The sequence below is a fragment of the Cellulomonas sp. H30R-01 genome, assembly GCF_010119915.1.
In the GTDB taxonomy this organism is placed as follows: Bacteria; Actinomycetota; Actinomycetes; order Actinomycetales; family Cellulomonadaceae; genus Cellulomonas; species Cellulomonas algicola.
This window is the reverse complement of record NZ_CP048210.1, coordinates 1,528,424-1,545,037: the sequence shown is the minus strand read 5'-3', so window position 1 is coordinate 1,545,037 and position 16,614 is coordinate 1,528,424. Positions and strand designations below refer to the sequence as shown.

Sequence of the window (16,614 nt, the reverse complement as noted above, 5' to 3'; positions counted from 1 at the left end):
GCGCCCGCCGGCGTGCCGGGGACTCCTGGGATGGTTGCCCGAAGGTGCGTCCTCGCAGGTCGCTCCGGCGCGTCCGCGTTGCCGACCCGGGTGGGCCTCGCTAGTTTCGTTGTCACGATCCTGCGCATCCGTCGAGATCGCTGGCCCACTGACGAGAAGGTGACGCGCGTGGCTCTTCCTCCGCTGACTCCCGAACAACGAGCCGCAGCGCTCCAGAAGGCCGCCGCCGCCCGGCAGGCCCGTGCCGAGGTCAAGAACCGCCTCAAGTACTCGCAGGGCACCCTGTCCGAGGTGATCGAGCAGGGCCAGAAGGACGAGACGATCGGCAAGCTCAAGGTGCTCGCGCTCCTCGAGTCCCTGCCCGGTGTGGGCAAGGTCAAGGCTCGTGCGATCATCTCCGAGATCGGCATCTCGGAGACGCGGCGCGTCCGCGGCCTCGGACCCCACCAGGTGAAGGCGCTCGTCGACCGCTTCGGGTGACGGTCGCCCGTCACCGCTGCGCACGAGGAGTACCGCACCACCCATGACGACGACGCCCGCCCGGTTGACCGTTCTCGCCGGACCCACCGCCGTCGGCAAGGGAACGGTGTCCGCCGACGTCCGCACGCGCTACCCCGAGGTCTGGCTGTCGGTGTCCGCGACGACGCGGTCGCCGCGACCGGGCGAGGTCGACGGGGTGCACTACCACTTCGTCAGCGTCGACGAGTTCGACCGCATGGTCGAGAACGGCGACCTGCTGGAGTGGGCGGTCGTCCACGGGCGCAACCGGTACGGCACTCCTCGTGAGCCCGTCGAGCGTCGGCTCGCCGCCGGTGAGCCGGCGCTCCTCGAGATCGACCTGCAGGGCGCCCGCCAGGTGCGGGCGTCCATGCCGGACGCGCACTTCGTGTTCCTCGCACCGCCGTCGTTCGCCGAGCTCGAGCGGCGGCTCGTCGGACGGGGGACCGAGGACGCGGAGGAGCGCGAGCGGCGCCTCGCGACGGCGCGCGTCGAGCTCGCGGCCGAGTCCGAGTTCGACACCGTGATCGTCAACGACGACGTGCACCGGGCCACGGACGAGCTGGTCCGGGTGATGGGGATCGCGACGAGGTAGGATCGACGGCAGGCTCCGCCCCGCGGCCACCGCGCCGCACCCCCCATCGACCTCACGGGAGACCATCGTGTCCGGAACCGTCGCCGCCCCCACGGGCATCACCGACCCCCCGATCGACCAGCTCCTCGAGCGTGCCGACTCCAAGTACGCCCTGGTGCTGTACTCGGCGCAGCGCGCCCGCCAGATCAACGCGTACTACTCGCAGCTCAACGAGGGCCTGCTCGAGTACGTCGGCCCGCTCGTCGACACGCGCCCGCAGGAGAAGCCGCTGTCGATCGCGATGCGCGAGATCGACGCCGGGCTGCTGACCTCCGAGGCCACGGAGGCCTGAGGCACCGCACATGCGGATCGTCCTGGGCGTCGCGGGCGGCATCGCCGCGTACAAGGCGGTGCTGCTGCTGCGCCTCTTCCGTGAGGCGGGGCACGACGTGCGCGTCGTGCCGACCGTCGCCGCGCTGGAGTTCGTCGGGCGCGCGACGTGGGAGGCCCTGTCCGGGCAGCCCGTGACGACCGACGTCTTCGAGGACGTCGACCAGGTCGCGCACGTCGCCGTCGGCAAGACCGCGGACCTGGTCGTGGTGGCCCCCGCGACCGCGGACCTGCTCGCGCGTGCGGCGACCGGCCGTGCCGACGACCTGCTCACCGCGACGCTGCTCGTCGCGCGCTGTCCGGTGCTGATGGCGCCGGCGATGCACACCGAGATGTGGGAGCACCCCGCGACGGTCGCGAACGTCGAGACGCTGCGCCGTCGGGGCGTGCACGTGCTCGATCCCGCGAGCGGTCGGCTGACCGGCGCCGACACGGGCCCCGGCCGGCTGCCCGAGCCCGAGGTGATCGCCGCGGCGGCTCTCACGCTCGTCGGCCCGCGGGACCTCCTCGGTCGCCGCGTGGTGGTGTCCGCGGGCGGCACGCGTGAACCTCTCGACCCGGTCCGCTTCCTCGGCAACCGCAGCTCCGGCCGCCAGGGCGTCGCGCTCGCGCGGGCGGCGGCGGCGCGCGGCGCGCACGTCACGCTGGTCGCCGCGAACCTGTCCGTCCCCCTCCCGCCGGGCGTGGACGCCGTGCCGGTCGAGACCGCCGCGCAGCTGCGTGACGCGGTGCGGACCGCCGCGAAGGACGCCGATGCGGTCGTCATGGCCGCGGCCGTCGCCGACTACCGGCCCGCCGCTCTCGCGGACGCCAAGATCAAGAAGCGCGGCGACGGCTCGACGCCCACGCTGCACCTCGTGGAGAACCCCGACGTGCTCGCCGAGCTCGCCGCCGACCGGCTGCGTGACGGCCAGGTCGTCGTCGGGTTCGCGGCCGAGACGGGCGACGACGACGGCTCGGTCCTCGAGCACGGCCGCGCCAAGGCGCTGCGCAAGAAGGCCGACCTGCTCGTCGTGAACGCGGTCGGGGACGGCCGCGGGTTCGGGACGGACGTCAACGACGTGGTCGTGCTCGACGCCCGGGGCGAGGTGGTCTCAGCCGCCGCGGGCAGCAAGGACGACGTCGCGCACGCCGTGTGGGACGCGGTGCTCGCCCGCTGGTGAACGGCCGGTGAGAGGGCTGTTTCCGTCCCGTTAGGCTGTGCGCCATGACTGAGGCTTCCGCGCGCCTGTTCACGTCCGAGTCGGTGACGGAAGGCCACCCCGACAAGGTGTGCGACCAGATCTCCGACGCGATCCTCGACGCGATCCTCGACCAGGACCCGGCGGCCCGTGTGGCGGTCGAGACGATGGTGACGACGGGCCTCGTGCACGTCGCCGGTGAGGTGACCACGAGCGCGTACGTGGAGATCCCGCAGGTCGTCCGCGAGGTCGTCAAGGGCATCGGCTACACGTCGTCGCACATCGGCTTCGACGGTGACTCGTGCGGCGTGTCCGTCTCGATCGGGCAGCAGTCGCCCGACATCGCGCAGGGCGTCGACAAGTCGATCGAGGTCCGGCAGGACTCCGCGGACATCGACCCCCTCGACCTGCAGGGCGCGGGCGACCAGGGCCTGATGTTCGGGTACGCGTGCGACGACACCCCGTCGCTGCTGCCGCTGCCGATCTGGGCGGCGCACCGTCTCGCGGAGCGGCTCGCCGAGGTCCGCCGCCAGGACCTCGTGCCGGGTCTGCGCCCCGACGGCAAGACCCAGGTGACCATCGGGTACGAGGGCGACCGCGCGGTCTCGCTCGACACCGTCGTCCTGTCCACGCAGCACGACCCGGACGTCCAGCTCGACAGCTACCTGCGGCCCGCGATCGCGGAGCACGTCGTCGCACCGGTGCTCGCGCAGCTCGAGCTCGACGCGAGCGACCACCGGCTGCTCGTCAACCCGACCGGCACGTTCGTCGTCGGTGGTCCCAAGGGCGACGCGGGCCTGACGGGTCGCAAGATCATCGTCGACACCTACGGCGGCTTCGCGCGGCACGGCGGCGGCGCGTTCTCCGGCAAGGACCCGTCGAAGGTCGACCGGTCGGCGGCGTACGCGATGCGCTGGGTCGCCAAGAACGTCGTCGCCGCGGGTCTCGCGAAGCGCTGCGAGGTCCAGGTCGCGTACGCGATCGGCAAGTCGCACCCCGTCGGCCTGTACGTCGAGACGTTCGGCACGGGTGTCGTGCCCGTCGAGCGCCTGACGGCCGCGATCCGCGAGGTGTTCGACCTGCGCCCGGCCGCGATCATCCGCGACCTCGACCTGCTGCGGCCCATCTACCGGCGCACGGCGGCGTACGGCCACTTCGGGCGCGAGCTGCCCGACTTCACGTGGGAGCGCACCGACCGCGCGGCCGACCTGCTGGCCGCCGTCGGCTGAGCCGGCGCGCGTGCCGGCGACCGGTGCGGCCCGCGTGACGGGTCCGTGGACGTGACGGCGGGGGAGCAGCTCGTCCTCGACGGGGTGCCCGGCCCGCGTCGTCGGGCGCGCCCGCGCCTCGGTGCGGCGGACCTCGAGCCTGCGGAGCGGATGCCGGTCGCGCGGGTCGCGGTCGACCTGTCGCCCCCGCACCTCGACCGGACGTTCGAGTACGTCGTGCCGGCGCGGTTCGACGCGCAGGCGGTCCCGGGCGTCCGCGTCAAGGTCCGCTTCGGCGGTCAGGACGTCGACGGGTACCTGCTCGACCGTGCCGAGACCGCGGAGCACGCGGGACGGCTCGTGCCGTTGCGCCGTGTCGTGTCGGGCGAGCCGGTCCTCACGCCCGACGTGCTCGCGCTGGCCCGGGCGGTCGCGGACCGGTGGGCGGGCACGTTGTCCGACGTGCTGCGGCTCGCGGTGCCGAGCCGGCACGCGCGCGTCGAGTCCGAGACGTTCGCCGTCCCCGACGGCACCCCGCGTCCGCCCGTGGCCGGTGCCGACGCGTCGGCGTGGTCGGCGTACCGCGGTGGTCCGGCGTTCGTGCAGCACGTGCAGGCCGGCGGTGCGCCGCGGGCGGTCTGGACCGCGCTGCCCGGCGCCCTCGGGGACCGGTGGGAGGACGCGGTCGCGCAGGCCGTCGCCGCGTGCGTGCTCGGCGGCCGGGGCGCGCTCGTCGTGGTGCCGGACGCGCGTGACGTCGTCCGGGTGCTGGCCGCGCTGGAGACGGCGGGCGTGCCCGCGTGGTCGCCGGAGACGACCGGGGGAGTCGTCCGGCTGACGGCCGACGACGGGCCTGCGCCCCGGTACCGCGCGTTCCTCGCGGCCCTGCGGGGCGCGGCCGACGTGGTCGTGGGGACGCGCGCGTCGGCGTTCGCGCCCGTGCGTGACCTCGGCCTCGTCGTCTGCTGGGACGACGGGGACCCGCTGCACGCCGAGCCTCGCGCCCCGTACCCGCACGTGCGCGAGGTGCTCGCGCTGCGGTCCGACCTCGCGGGCTGCGCGCTGCTCGTCGGCGGGCACGCGCGCACGGTCGAGGCGCAGGCGCTCGTGGCGTCCGGCTGGGCGCGTGAGGTCGCGGCGGACCGCGCGACCGTCCGCGCGCGCACCCCGCGGGTCCAGGCACTCACATCCGTCGAGCTCGCCCGGGAAGGCCCCGCGGCGGCCGCGCGCCTGCCGTCCCCGGCGTGGCGGACGATCCGTGACCGGCTCGCGGCCGGTCCGGTGCTGGTCCAGGTGCCCCGGGCGGGCTACGTGCCCGTCGTCGCGTGCGGGCGGTGCCGCGCGGACGCCCGCTGCGGCACGTGCCACGGCCCGCTGGGGCTCACCGGTCAGGACGGCGTGCCGACGTGCCGCTGGTGCGGGCGGCTCGCGACGTCCTGGCGCTGCGACGAGTGCGGGTCGACCGCGTTGCGCTCGGTCCGCGTCGGGTCGGAGCGGACCGCCGAGGAGCTCGGCCGCGCGTTCCCCGGGGTGACCGTGCGGGTGTCGGGCGCGCGCGCCTCGGGTGGCGTGCTCGACCGGGTGCCCGACGCACCCGCCGTCGTGGTCGCGACACCGGGTGCCGAGCCCGTCGCGCCCGCCGGGTACGCGGCCGCGGTCCTGCTCGACGCCGCCGTCGGCACGTCGGGCGCCGGTCTGGGCAGCGCGGTCGCGGCCCTGCGGCGCTGGCTCACCGCCGCCGCGCTCGTGCGGCCGTCCGCCGAGGGCGGTGCCGTCCTCCTCGTCGGCGACGCGCCCGAGCGGCCCACGCAGGCGCTCGTCCGCTGGGACCCCGCAGGGCTGGCCGAGCGGGAGGCGCAGGAGCGGGTCGAGCTCGGGCTGCCGCCCGCGGTCCGCGTCGCCGCCGTCACCGGCCCGCGCGACGCCGTCGAGGCCGTCGTCGGGCGGATCGACCTCGACGACGTCGACGTGCTCGGACCCGTCCCCGCGCCGGCGGCACCCGGTCGCGGCCCGACGACCGCGCTCGAGCCCGACGTGCGGGCGCTCGTGCGCGTCCCGCGCGCCCGGGGTGCCGCCCTCGCCCGGTCCATGGCGGCGTCGCTCGCGACCCGCAGCGCACGACGTGAGGGCGGCACGCTCCGCGTCCAGCTCGACCCGGCGGACCTGCTGTGAACGTCGTCGTGCTCGACCTCGGCAACGTCCTCGTGCGGTGGGACCCGTACGGCGCGTACGCGGGTCGCATGGCGCGGGCCGACGTCGACCGGTTCTTCGCCGACGTGGACTTCGCGGCGCTCAACCACCGGCAGGACGCGGGCCGCCCCTGGGCGGAGGCGCGTGAGGCCGTCCGTGCGACGCACCCGCAGCACGTCGACGCGCTCGACCTCTACGTGCGGCACTTCGCCGACACCCTCGCCGGACCCGTCCCCGGCAGCGCGGACGTCGTCCGCGACCTGGCCGCCGCGGGTGTGCGCCTCCTCGGCCTGACCAACTGGTCCGCGGAGACGTTCCACCACGCCGCACCCGCGGCACCGGCGATCGGCCTGCTCGAGGACGTGCTCGTGTCGGGCGAGGTGGGGCTCGCCAAGCCCGACCCGGCCATCTTCCGGCTGCTCGCGCAGCGGTTCGGCGTCGACCCCGCCGACGCGGTGTTCGTCGACGACTCGCCGGCCAACGTGACCGCGGCGCGCGAGGTCGGCTTCGACGGGATCGTCTTCACCGACGCGACCGCGCTGCGCGGCGACCTCGTCGCGCGCGGCCTGCTCGGCGCGGGGGCCGACGCCGACGCCACCTAGGATCGGTCGCATGCGACTGCTCTTCGCCGGAACCCCCGCGGCCGCGGTGCCGTCGCTCGAGGCGCTCCTCGCGTCCCGCCACGAGGTGGCCGCCGTCCTCACCCGGCCCGACGCCCGCTCCGGCCGCGGCCGCACGCTGCACCCCAGCCCCGTCAAGGAGCGCGCGCTCGACGCGGGCGTCGAGGTCCTCACCCCGCAGCGGCCCCGCGACGAGGACTTCGTCGCGCGGCTCAAGGAGCTCGCCGTCGACGCCGCGCCCGTGGTCGCCTACGGCGCGATCCTGCCCACGAGCGTCCTCGACGTGCCGACCCACGGCTGGGTCAACCTGCACTTCTCCGTCCTGCCCGCGTGGCGCGGCGCCGCACCCGTCCAGCACGCCCTCATCGCCGGCGACGAGGTCACCGGCGCGACCACGTTCCGGATCGAGCAGGGCCTCGACACCGGACCCGTCTTCGGCACGCTCACCGAGACGGTGCGACCCCGCGACACCGCGGGCGACCTCCTCGACCGCCTCGCCCACGCCGGCGCGGGCCTGCTCGTGCGCACGCTCGACGCGATCGAGGACGGCATCCTCAGCCCTGTCCCGCAGCCCGCCGACGGCGTGAGCCACGCCCCCAAGATCGAGGTCGACGACGCGCGCGTCCGCTGGACGCACCCCGTGCACGCCGTCGACCGGCGCATCCGCGGCTGCACGCCCGCACCCGGCGCGTGGACGACGCTCCCCGACGGTGCGCGGCTCGGGATCGGACCCGTCACGCCGCTGCCCGACGTGCACGACCTGCGCCCCGGGGAGCTGCGCGCCACCAAGCGCGAGGTGCTCGTCGGCACCGGTGGCGGCGCCGTCCGCCTCGGCCTCGTCACACCGCCCGGCAAGCGCCCCATGGAGGCCGCCGACTGGGCACGCGGTGCACGCCCGGCGGACGGCACCGTCCTCGGTGGGGAGGGTGCCGCGTGAGCCCCGACGACCGGCCGGACCGCGGCCGAGCCCAGGACGGCCGCGGCGGCGACGGGCGCGCAGGACGGGGACGCGGCGACGGCGGCGACGGGCGCGACGCCCAGGGACGCCAGCGCGGCGCCGCCCGGCGCGAGGGCCGCTCGACCCGCACCACCGCAGCGCCCTCCCAGCGCCGCCGCGGCACCGACCCCGCCCGGCGCGTCGCCTACGACGTGCTGCGGACCGTCGCCGAGAGCGACGCCTACGCCAACCTCGTCCTCCCGCCGCTCCTGCGCGAGCGCGGGCTGACCGGCCGCGACGCCGCGTTCACGACCGAGCTCACGTACGGCACGCTCCGGCTCCGCGGCCGCTACGACGCGATCCTCGAGCTCGCCGCCGCACGCACCACCGCGCAGATCGACGCACCCGCGCTCGACGTCCTGCGGCTCGGCGCGCACCAGCTGCTCGGCATGCGCGTCCCCCCGCACGCCGCCGTCTCGGAGACCGTCGGGCTCGCACGCGACGCCCTCGGCGCCGGACCCGCGCAGTTCGTCAACGCCGTCCTGCGTGCCGTGTCCCGCGAGCCGTGGGACGCCTGGGAGCAGCGCATCGCCGACGCCGCCGGCGAGGACCCCGTCGCACGCCTCGCCGTCGTCGGCAGCCACCCCCTGTGGGTCGCCCGCGCCCTGCGCGAGGCGCTCGCCGGCGACGCGCGCCCGGTCGACGAGCTCGGCGCGCTCCTCGACGCCGACAACACACCCCCGCTCGTCACCCTCGTCGCGCGCCCGGGCCTGTCCGACGTCGACGAGCTCGGCGGCGCGACCGCGGACCGTCCCGGAACGCTGTCCCCGACCGCCGTCGTGCTCGCGGGCGGCGACCCCGCGTCCGTCCCCGCCGTCCGCGACGGGCGCGCCGGCGTGCAGGACGACGGCAGCCAGCTCGTCGCGCTCGCGCTCGCGGCCGCACCGCTCGAGGGCCGCGACGAGCGGTGGCTCGACCTGTGCGCGGGTCCCGGCGGCAAGGCGGCGCTGCTCGCCGCCGAGGCCGCGGGTCGCGGCGCGCGGCTCGTCGCCAACGAGCTCCAGCCGCACCGGGCGCGGCTCGTCCGGCAGTCGCTCCGTGCCGTCCCGCCGAGCGCGGTCGAGGTCGTCCGGACCGGCGACGGGCGCGTGCTGGGCGACGACGAGCCCGGCGCGTTCGACCGCGTGATGGTGGACGCGCCGTGCACGGGTCTCGGCGCGCTGCGTCGACGTCCCGAGTCGCGGTGGCGTCGCACCCCCGCGGACCTCACGACGCTGACCGGGCTGCAGCGCGACCTGCTCGGCTCGGCGCTGCGCGCCGTCCGCGTCGGTGGCGTCGTCGCGTACGTCACGTGCTCGCCGCACCTCGCAGAGACGCGGCTGGTCGTGAAGGACGCGCTGCGGGCCGCGGCGAAGGCCGGCATCGGCGTCGAGCGGATCGACACGGCCGCCGTCGTGCAGGGCGTCGCGCGGCGCGAGGTCGAGCTGACCGACCGCTCGCACGTGCAGCTCTGGCCGCACGTGCACGGGACCGACGCGATGCACCTCACGCTGCTGCGCCGCACGTCCTGACGCGCGCGCGTCGGTCGACGTCCGGCCCGGACGTGGGCCCGCCGCGCCCTCCGGTGACCGTGGCAGCGGCCGAGCGGCCGCACGGCGTCGAGGCGGCCGGACCGGCGCGGCGGGGGACGCCACGGCTGGCTACGCTGACGGCGTGCCCGCCCTCATCAACCCGAGCATCCTGTCCGCCGACTTCGCGAACCTCGAGCGGGACCTCGCGGCGATCGCGACGGCGGACTTCGCGCACGTCGACGTCATGGACAACCACTTCGTGCCCAACCTCACGCTGGGGCTGCCGGTCGTACGCCGCATCGCGGAGGTGTCGCCGGTCCCGCTCGACGTCCACCTCATGATCGAGGACGCCGACCGCTGGGCCCCCGAGTACGCGGAGGCCGGCGCAGCGTCGGTGACGTTCCACGCCGAGGCCGCGCAGGCGCCCGTGCGGCTCGCGCGCGAGCTGCGCGCGGGCGGCGTCCGAGCGGCGGTCGCGCTGCGTCCCGCGTCGCCGGTCGAGCCGTTCCTCGACCTGCTCGCCGAGGTCGACATGGTGCTGGTGATGACGGTCGAGCCGGGCTTCGGCGGCCAGTCCTTCATCGAGGGGACGCTGCCGAAGATCCGGCGGACCCGCGCCGCGATCGACGCCGCCGGCCTCGACACCTGGGTCCAGGTCGACGGGGGAGTGTCGCGCGACACGATCGCACGCATCGCCGAGGCGGGCGCCGACGTCTTCGTCGCCGGGTCCGCGGTGTACGGCGCGGACGACGTCGCCGCCGAGATCGCCGCGCTCCGCGCGCTCGCCGACGAGACCGGACGCACCTCCTGACCGCCCTACGGCCCGCCACCCCGGCGTGACGTCCGGGGCGTGGACCTGCCGTCCCGGAGAGTGAGACGCCCACAGACGCGCGCCGGCCGGGAATTCCCCGTGTGGCAAGATCGTTGGCGCAGTGCAGAACACGAACACGTGCTCCGGGGTCGGTGTAATTCCGAGCCGGCGGTGACAGTCCGCGACCCGCACGGTCCACAGGACCGGGCGGTTGACCTGGTGGAACTCCAGGACCGACGGTGAAAGTCCGGATGGGAGGAAGTACGTGGCGGGGCGACGCTCGGCGTCGTCCCGTGGCAGGACTCACCCTCCTGCGCGACCCCGGGGCTCGACGGCGCCCGGAGGTGGACCATGACGAGCACGGCGACCGGTGCCCCCACCACGCCCGCCGCCCCCGGAACGGCACCCACGCAGGCCGCCGCACCCGTCGAGATCGCCGCACTGCGCGACGCGCTCCTGCTGGCCCGGCGCGGACCCCGCCACGGCCCCAACCCGCGCGTCGGGTGCGTCCTCCTCGGCCCCGACGGCACCGTCCTGGGGGAGGGCTGGCACGCCGGCGCCGGCACCCCGCACGCCGAGGTCGCCGCCCTCGCCGACGCCGCACGCCGCGGAGCCGGCACGACCGGCGCCACCGCCGTCGTCACCCTCGAACCCTGCAACCACACCGGCCGCACCGGACCGTGCACCGAGGCGCTGCTCGCCGCCGGCGTCCGGCGCGTCGTCGTCGCCGTCCCCGACCCGAACCCCGTCGCCGCGGGCGGCGCCGACCGGCTGCGACAGGACGGCGTCGACGTCCTCACCGGCGTCCTCGAGGACGAGGGCCGCACCCTGCTCGGCACCTGGCTCGCGTCCGTCGAGCGCGGACGCCCCTTCGTCACCCTCAAGCTCGCCACGACCCTCGACGGGCGCGTCGCCGCCGCCGACGGCACGAGCCGCTGGATCACCTCCGACGTCGCCCGCCACCACGCCCACGACCTCCGCGCCGAGGTCGACGCCATCGCCGTCGGCACCGGGACCGTCCTCACCGACGACCCCGCCCTCACCGCGCGCAACGCCGCCGGCGAGCTCCACACCGACCAGCCGCTGCGCGTCGTCGTCGGCCACCGCGACGTCCCCGCCGGCGCCCGCCTGCACGGCCCCGGCGGCGAGCTCGTCCACGCCCGCACCCACGACCCCGCCGATGTCCTCCGCATCCTCGGCGACCGCGAGGTCCGCCACCTCCTCGTCGAGGGCGGCCCGACCCTCGCCGCCGCATTCCTGCGCGCCGGGCTCGTCGACGAGGTCCACGCCTACATCGCCCCGGTCCTGCTCGGCGCCGGCCCCGCAGCCGTCGCCGACCTCGGCGTCACCACGATCGGCGACGCCGTCCGCCTCACGACCCGCAGCGTGCTGCCGCTCGGCCCGGACGTCCTCGTCGTCGCCACCCCCGAGCCCGCGCACCCCACCCCGACCCCGCAGCCCACCCAGGAGGATTGAGATGTTCACCGGCATCGTCGAGGAGATCGGCACCGTCGAGGCCGTCGAGCCCGGCACCGACGCCGACGGGGTCGTCACCGACGCCCGCCTGCGCGTCCGCGGCCCGCTCGTCACGTCCGACGCCCGGCCCGGCGACTCGATCGCCGTCAGCGGCGTCTGCCTCACCGTCACCGACCTCCCCGGCGACGGGACCTTCACCGCCGACGTCATGCCCGAGACCCTGCGCCGCACCGCGCTCGGCGACCTCGGCACCGGCGGCTCCGTCAACCTCGAGCGGGCGCTCGCGGTCGGTGGTCGGTACGGCGGGCACGTCGTGCAGGGGCACGTCGACGGGGTCGGCACCGTGCTGTCGCGCACGCCCGGCCCGCGCTGGGACGAGGTCGAGATCGGGCTCGAGCCGGCGCTCGCGCGGTACGTCGCGGAGAAGGGGTCCATCACCGTCTCCGGGGTGTCGCTCACCGTCACCCACGTCGGCGACGACTCCTTCGGCGTGTCGCTCATCCCCACCACGCTCGCGGTCACGACGCTCGGCTCGCTCGAACCGGGCGCGCGCGTCAACCTCGAGGTCGACGTCCTCGCGAAGTACACCGAGCGGCTGCTCGCGACCGCCGGGACCGCCCGGTGAGCGACGTGCGGCTCGGCACCGTCGAGGACGCGCTCGACGCGCTGCGCGCCGGCCGGCCCGTGCTCGTCGCCGACTCGCCCGACCGCGAGAACGAGGCCGACGTCATCCTCGCCGCGCAGTCCGCGACCCCCGAGTGGGTCGCCTGGACGATCCGGCACTCGTCCGGGTACCTGTGCGCGCCCATGCCCGCGGCGCGTGCCGACGCGCTCGACCTGCCGCTCATGGTCCCGCACAGCCAGGACCCGCGACGCACCGCCTACACGGTCACCGTCGACGCCGCGACGGGCGTCACGACGGGCATCTCCGCGTCCGACCGTGCCCGCACGCTGCGCGTCCTCGCCGACCCGGCCTCCGGGCACGAGGACCTCATCCGCCCCGGTCACGTCCTGCCGCTGCGCGCCGTCCCGGGCGGCGTGCTGCACCGCGCGGGCCACACCGAGGCCGCCGTCGACCTGTGCCGGCTCGCCGGTCTCGAACCCGTCGGGGCGATCGCGGAGCTCGTGAACGACGACGGCTCGATGACGCGCCTGCCCGACGCGTCCGCGCTCGCGCAGGCCGAGGGGCTCGTGCTGCTGACGATCGAGGACATCGTCGCGTGGCGCACCGCGCACGACGACGTCGAGCCCGTCGACCCGGCCGCCGCACGACTGCGCGACCGCGTGCACGCCACGCACACCGCGTACCTGCCGACCCGGCACGGCGACTTCCGCATCCACGGCTACCGCGACCTGCGGACGGGCGACGAGCACGTCGCGCTCGTGCCGACCCGCGGGCTCGACTCCACGCCGGTCGTGCGCGTGCACTCCGAGTGCCTCACGGGCGACGCGTTCGGGTCCGCGCGGTGCGACTGCGGGCCGCAGCTGGACGCCGCGCTCGAGCTCGCCGCCGAGCAGGGCGGCGCCGTGGTGTACCTGCGCGGGCACGAGGGCCGGGGGATCGGCCTGCTCGCGAAGGTCGCCGCGTACGCGCTGCAGGACGAGGGCCGTGACACGGTCGAGGCGAACCTCGACCTCGGCTGGCCCGCCGACCGGCGCGAGTACGGGGCCGCAGCGGCGATCCTCGCCGACCTCGGTGTGCGCCGCGTGAGCCTGCTGACGAACAACCCCGCCAAGGTCGCCGGTCTGCGCGCGCACGGCATCGACGTCGCGGAGGTCCGCGGGCTCGAGGTCGGCCGCACCCCGCAGAACGAGGCGTACCTGCGCACCAAGGCCACGTCGATGGGGCACCTGCTGCACCTGCCGACCGGCGCGCAGCGCGACCCGATCCCCGTCCGTCCCGTGCTCGCGGCCCCCGCGACGCCCGGCGCGGACACCACCGACCACGCGTTCGAGAACCTGGAGGACCTGGCATGAGCGGTGCCGGAGCACCCACCCTGACCGTCGACGGCACGGGCCTGCGCGTCACCGTCGTCGCCGCGAGCTGGCACACGACGGTGATGGACGGCCTGCTCGCCGGCGCGCGCCGTGCGCTCGACGCCGCCCACGTCACGGACGTCCGCGTCGTGCGCGTGCCCGGGACGTTCGAGCTGCCCGTCGCGGCCGCCGTGGCGGCGCGCACGTCGGACGCGGTCGTCGCGCTCGGCGTCGTCATCCGCGGCGGCACACCGCACTTCGAGTACGTGTGCCAGGGCGCGACGCTGGGGCTCACCGACGTCGCCGTCCGCACGGGCGTGCCCGTCGGGTTCGGCGTCCTCACCTGCGACGACGAGCAGCAGGCGCTCGACCGTGCGGGCCTCGAGGGCTCGCACGAGGACAAGGGCGCCGAGGCCGCCGAGGCCGCCGTCGCGACGGTCGTCGCCCTGCGGGGTCTGTGAGGTGGGACCGCTCGGCTGGCTGTTCGACGCGACCCTGACGATCGCGGGGCACGACGTCCTCTGGCGCGAGATCGTCGGCAACCTGTTCGGCCTCGCGTCCGCGGTCGGCGGCCTGCGCCGTCGCGTCTGGGCGTGGCCGGTCGGCATCGTCGGCAACGTCCTGCTCTTCACCGTCTTCCTCGGCGGCGTGTTCCACACCCCGCAGCAGACCGACCTGTACGGCCAGGCCGGGCGGCAGGTCTTCTTCGTCGCCGTGTCCGTGTACGGGTGGGTGCGCTGGCGGCAGACGCAGCGCGCCGCGCTCGAGCACGGGGCACCCGCCGACACGCCCGCCGTCGTGCCGCGCTGGGCCGGCCCGCGCGGGTGGGTGCTCATCGGGAGCGTCGCGGTCGTCGGCACCGTCGGGTTCGCGGCCCTGTTCTCGGCGCTCGGCTCGTGGGGGCCGTGGGCCGACGCGTGGATCTTCGTCGGCTCGCTGCTCGCGACGTACGGCATGGCGCGCGGCTGGATCGAGTTCTGGCTCATCTGGATCGCGGTCGACGTCGTCGGGGTCCCGCTGCTCGTCTCCGCCGGCTACTACCCGTCGGCGGTCCTCTACGTCGTCTACGCGGGCGTCGTGGTCTACGGCTTCACGGTGTGGTTGCGCGCTCGGGGCGAGGAGCCCGCCGTGCCGGCGGGGGAGCGGCGCGAGGTCGCCGCCTGACGCACGCACCCGGGCCGGCAGGGATGCCGGCGGTCGCGGTCGCGCATCCCGGGCCGGCAGCGAGACCTGGGGGAGCGGACGCGGAGGATCGGGCGCGGGCGCGGGCGCCGGTGTCGGTGTCGGCAGGGCGGCGCGCGGAGGAGCGGCCGCTGCTCGGGGGAGCGAAGGTGCCCGTGGGCGCGCGGAGTCGAGTCTCCGACGGCGGGACGGTCGGCCGTGCGACGTCGCGACTGCGGTGCGTCTGTCCGGAATGCGCGATAACAGGCCATTGCGCTCGTGTGCCCCGAATGCCCGCCACCACAGGACCTCCGCTCGCTCACCCCAGGCCGTGGTCGGCCCGGACGAGGGGGGGCGGCGCCTGACAGGCGGACGCGCGACGGGTCACCCCGGACGCCCGTCTAGGCTTGTCCGACGTGAAGACCTTCGACGTCCTGTTCGCCGAGCTCGCCGAGAAGGCGGCCACCCGCCCCGCCGGCTCCCGCACCGTGACCGAGCTCGACGGCGGCGTCCATGCGATCGGCAAGAAGATCGTCGAGGAGGCCGCCGAGGTGTGGATGGCCGCCGAGCACGAGAGCGACGAGCGGACCGCCGAGGAGATCTCCCAGCTGCTGTACCACCTGCAGGTGCTCATGCTGGCCCGCGGGCTCACGCTCGACGACGTGTACACCCACCTCTGAGCCTCCCGCCCCGCCTGCACCGACACCCCCGATAGGACCCCCGTGCTGAGGATCGCCGTCCCGAACAAGGGCTCGCTCTCCGAGCCCGCCGCCGAGATGCTCCGCGAGGCCGGCTACCGCCAGCGCCGCGACAGCCGTGAGCTCGTCCTGCCCGACCCGGACAACGACGTCGAGTTCTTCTTCCTGCGCCCGCGCGACATCGCGGTGTACGTCGGCGCCGGGACGGTCGACGTCGGCGTCACCGGCCGCGACCTGCTGCTCGACTCCGAGTCGGCCGCGGTCGAGCACCTCGCGCTCGGCTTCGGGCGCTCGACGTTCCGCTGGGCCGCGCCCGTGGGCGAGATGAGCGACGTGTCGCACGTCGAGGGGCGCCGCGTCGCGACGTCCTACCCGGGACTCGTGGCTGCGTACCTCGCCGAGCGTGGCGTGAGCGCCGCGGGGATCGTGCGCCTCGACGGCGCGGTCGAGACCGCGACGCGCCTCGGGGTCGCCGACGTCATCGCCGACGTCGTCGAGACGGGCACGACGCTCAAGGCCGCCGGCCTCGAGATCTTCGGGGACCCGATCCTGCGCTCGGAGGCCGTCCTGGTCCGCCGCGCGGGCGTCGACGAGCCCACGGGCCTCGACGTGCTCACCCGGCGGCTGCAGGGCGTGCTCACCGCGCGCGAGTACGTGCTCATCGACTACGACGTCCCGCTCTCGCTCGTCGAGCAGGCCGTCGCGATCACGCCCGGCCTCGAGTCGCCGACCGTCTCCCCGCTGCACAACCGCGAGTGGGCCGCGGTCCGCGCGATGGTGCAGCGGTCGCAGACCAACCGCGTCATGGACGCCCTCTACGACCTCGGTGCGCGCGCGATCCTCGTGACGTCGATCCACGCGTGCCGCCTGTGACGGTCGCCGTGACCGCCCCGACGGTCTTCCGGCCGCGGCTCGCGCGACTCGTGACGCTCGGTCTGGCCGTGGCGGTCCTCGTGCTCACCGCCGTCATCATCGTGGTCCTGCCGAACGCCGGACCGCTGGACCGTGCGGGCTTCGCGCTCGTCGGCATGCTCATCGCCTGGTTCTGCTGGCGGCAGGCGACGGTGAGCGCCCGCGCGGACGACGGCGGCCTCACGGTCCGCAACCTCATGCTCACGCGACGGCTCGAGTGGTCCGAGATCGTGTCGGTGCGGTTCGGGCACGGCCGTCCCTGGGTGCAGCTCGACCTGGCCGACGGCGACACGCTCGCCGTCATGGGCATCCAGCGCGCCGACGGCGAGCTCGCGGAGGCTGAGGCGCGTCGGCTCGCGACGCTCGTCGCGGAGCACACCCGCACCACCCGGGACGACTGAGGGTCGACC

The 16,614-nt window shown here is 75.8% G+C and carries 18 protein-coding genes and 1 riboswitch; all 18 genes read left to right on the top strand.

All coding sequences use genetic code 11. The features are described from left to right. Positions 1 to 168: 168 nt before the first annotated feature. Entirely contained in the window at positions 169 to 480 is a 312-nt protein-coding gene (mihF, locus tag GXP71_RS06780) for an integration host factor, actinobacterial type (RefSeq protein WP_124343482.1), read from the top strand. Between the two features lie 43 nt (positions 481 to 523). Next, positions 524 to 1,093: a guanylate kinase gene (gmk, locus tag GXP71_RS06775; protein WP_162352033.1), complete on the top strand. Its 570-nt coding sequence runs from the start codon at positions 524 to 526 to the stop codon at positions 1,091 to 1,093. Positions 1,094 to 1,160: 67 nt separating this feature from the next. Beyond that, positions 1,161 to 1,424 carry a DNA-directed RNA polymerase subunit omega gene (rpoZ, locus tag GXP71_RS06770; protein ID WP_162352032.1) on the top strand — a complete coding sequence of 88 codons (264 nt, stop codon included), beginning with the start codon at positions 1,161 to 1,163 and terminating at the stop codon, positions 1,422 to 1,424. Positions 1,425 to 1,434: 10 nt separating this feature from the next. Beyond that, entirely contained in the window at positions 1,435 to 2,625 is a 1,191-nt protein-coding gene (gene coaBC, locus GXP71_RS06765) for a bifunctional phosphopantothenoylcysteine decarboxylase/phosphopantothenate--cysteine ligase CoaBC (protein ID WP_162352031.1), read from the top strand. A gap of 44 nt (positions 2,626 to 2,669) precedes the next feature. Continuing rightward, positions 2,670 to 3,872: a methionine adenosyltransferase gene (metK, locus tag GXP71_RS06760; protein WP_124343479.1), complete on the top strand. Its 1,203-nt coding sequence runs from the start codon at positions 2,670 to 2,672 to the stop codon at positions 3,870 to 3,872. Between the two features lie 51 nt (positions 3,873 to 3,923). Then, complete coding sequence (locus GXP71_RS06755) at positions 3,924 to 6,023, top strand: primosomal protein N' (RefSeq protein WP_162352030.1); 2,100 nt, start codon at positions 3,924 to 3,926, stop codon at positions 6,021 to 6,023. Then, positions 6,020 to 6,643 (top strand): HAD family phosphatase, encoded by a 624-nt coding sequence (locus GXP71_RS06750; RefSeq protein ID WP_162352029.1) that lies wholly within the window; start codon positions 6,020 to 6,022, stop codon positions 6,641 to 6,643. Before GXP71_RS06755 ends, GXP71_RS06750 begins: the two co-directional genes overlap by 4 nt. A 10-nt stretch (positions 6,644 to 6,653) precedes the next feature. Next, positions 6,654 to 7,598, top strand: coding sequence for a methionyl-tRNA formyltransferase (fmt, locus tag GXP71_RS06745; protein WP_162352028.1), 945 nt, complete (start codon positions 6,654 to 6,656; stop codon positions 7,596 to 7,598). Then, positions 7,595 to 9,169, top strand: a complete 1,575-nt coding sequence (locus GXP71_RS06740) for an RsmB/NOP family class I SAM-dependent RNA methyltransferase (protein WP_162352027.1) — start codon at positions 7,595 to 7,597, stop codon at positions 9,167 to 9,169. Before fmt ends, GXP71_RS06740 begins: the two co-directional genes overlap by 4 nt. Before the next feature lie 142 nt (positions 9,170 to 9,311). Beyond that, the gene (gene rpe, locus GXP71_RS06735; protein WP_162352026.1) at positions 9,312 to 9,980 is read left to right on the top strand and encodes a ribulose-phosphate 3-epimerase; all 669 of its coding nucleotides are present in this window, start codon (positions 9,312 to 9,314) and stop codon (positions 9,978 to 9,980) included. Between the two features lie 134 nt (positions 9,981 to 10,114). Further along, positions 10,115 to 10,249: riboswitch (FMN riboswitch) on the top strand. Positions 10,250 to 10,331: 82 nt separating this feature from the next. After that, positions 10,332 to 11,456: a bifunctional diaminohydroxyphosphoribosylaminopyrimidine deaminase/5-amino-6-(5-phosphoribosylamino)uracil reductase RibD gene (gene ribD, locus GXP71_RS06730; protein ID WP_162352025.1), complete on the top strand. Its 1,125-nt coding sequence runs from the start codon at positions 10,332 to 10,334 to the stop codon at positions 11,454 to 11,456. A gap of 1 nt (position 11,457) precedes the next feature. Continuing rightward, complete coding sequence (locus GXP71_RS06725; protein ID WP_162352024.1) at positions 11,458 to 12,081, top strand: riboflavin synthase; 624 nt, start codon at positions 11,458 to 11,460, stop codon at positions 12,079 to 12,081. Beyond that, positions 12,078 to 13,433, top strand: a complete 1,356-nt coding sequence (ribB, locus tag GXP71_RS06720; protein ID WP_162352023.1) for a 3,4-dihydroxy-2-butanone-4-phosphate synthase — start codon at positions 12,078 to 12,080, stop codon at positions 13,431 to 13,433. Before GXP71_RS06725 ends, ribB begins: the two co-directional genes overlap by 4 nt. Then, complete coding sequence (gene ribH, locus GXP71_RS06715) at positions 13,430 to 13,894, top strand: 6,7-dimethyl-8-ribityllumazine synthase (protein WP_162352022.1); 465 nt, start codon at positions 13,430 to 13,432, stop codon at positions 13,892 to 13,894. The genes ribB and ribH overlap by 4 nt, the downstream gene beginning before the upstream one ends. A gap of 1 nt (position 13,895) precedes the next feature. Further along, complete coding sequence (gene pnuC / locus GXP71_RS06710; protein WP_162352021.1) at positions 13,896 to 14,597, top strand: nicotinamide riboside transporter PnuC; 702 nt, start codon at positions 13,896 to 13,898, stop codon at positions 14,595 to 14,597. Between the two features lie 413 nt (positions 14,598 to 15,010). Continuing rightward, positions 15,011 to 15,274, top strand: a complete 264-nt coding sequence (locus GXP71_RS06705) for a phosphoribosyl-ATP diphosphatase (RefSeq protein WP_124342814.1) — start codon at positions 15,011 to 15,013, stop codon at positions 15,272 to 15,274. 42 nt (positions 15,275 to 15,316) lie between these two features. Continuing rightward, positions 15,317 to 16,165: an ATP phosphoribosyltransferase gene (gene hisG / locus GXP71_RS06700; RefSeq protein WP_162352020.1), complete on the top strand. Its 849-nt coding sequence runs from the start codon at positions 15,317 to 15,319 to the stop codon at positions 16,163 to 16,165. Beyond that, on the top strand, positions 16,153 to 16,605 hold the full coding sequence (locus GXP71_RS06695; RefSeq protein ID WP_238402666.1) for a PH domain-containing protein: 453 nt from the start codon (positions 16,153 to 16,155) through the stop codon (positions 16,603 to 16,605). Before hisG ends, GXP71_RS06695 begins: the two co-directional genes overlap by 13 nt. The last annotated feature ends 9 nt before the right edge of the window (positions 16,606 to 16,614 follow it).

Excerpts from the sequence above, each read along its gene's own strand:
- coaBC (WP_162352031.1), top strand. The coding sequence starts at position 1,435 with ATGCGGATCGTCCTGGGCGTCGCGGGCGGCATCGCCGCGTACAAGGCG.
- ribH (WP_162352022.1), top strand. The coding sequence starts at position 13,430 with ATGAGCGGTGCCGGAGCACCCACCCTGACCGTCGACGGCACGGGCCTG.
- gmk (WP_162352033.1), top strand. The coding sequence starts at position 524 with ATGACGACGACGCCCGCCCGGTTGACCGTTCTCGCCGGACCCACCGCC.
- GXP71_RS06725 (WP_162352024.1), top strand. The coding sequence starts at position 11,458 with ATGTTCACCGGCATCGTCGAGGAGATCGGCACCGTCGAGGCCGTCGAG.
- ribD (WP_162352025.1), top strand. The coding sequence starts at position 10,332 with ATGACGAGCACGGCGACCGGTGCCCCCACCACGCCCGCCGCCCCCGGA.
- fmt (WP_162352028.1), top strand. The coding sequence starts at position 6,654 with ATGCGACTGCTCTTCGCCGGAACCCCCGCGGCCGCGGTGCCGTCGCTC.
- metK (WP_124343479.1), top strand. The coding sequence starts at position 2,670 with ATGACTGAGGCTTCCGCGCGCCTGTTCACGTCCGAGTCGGTGACGGAA.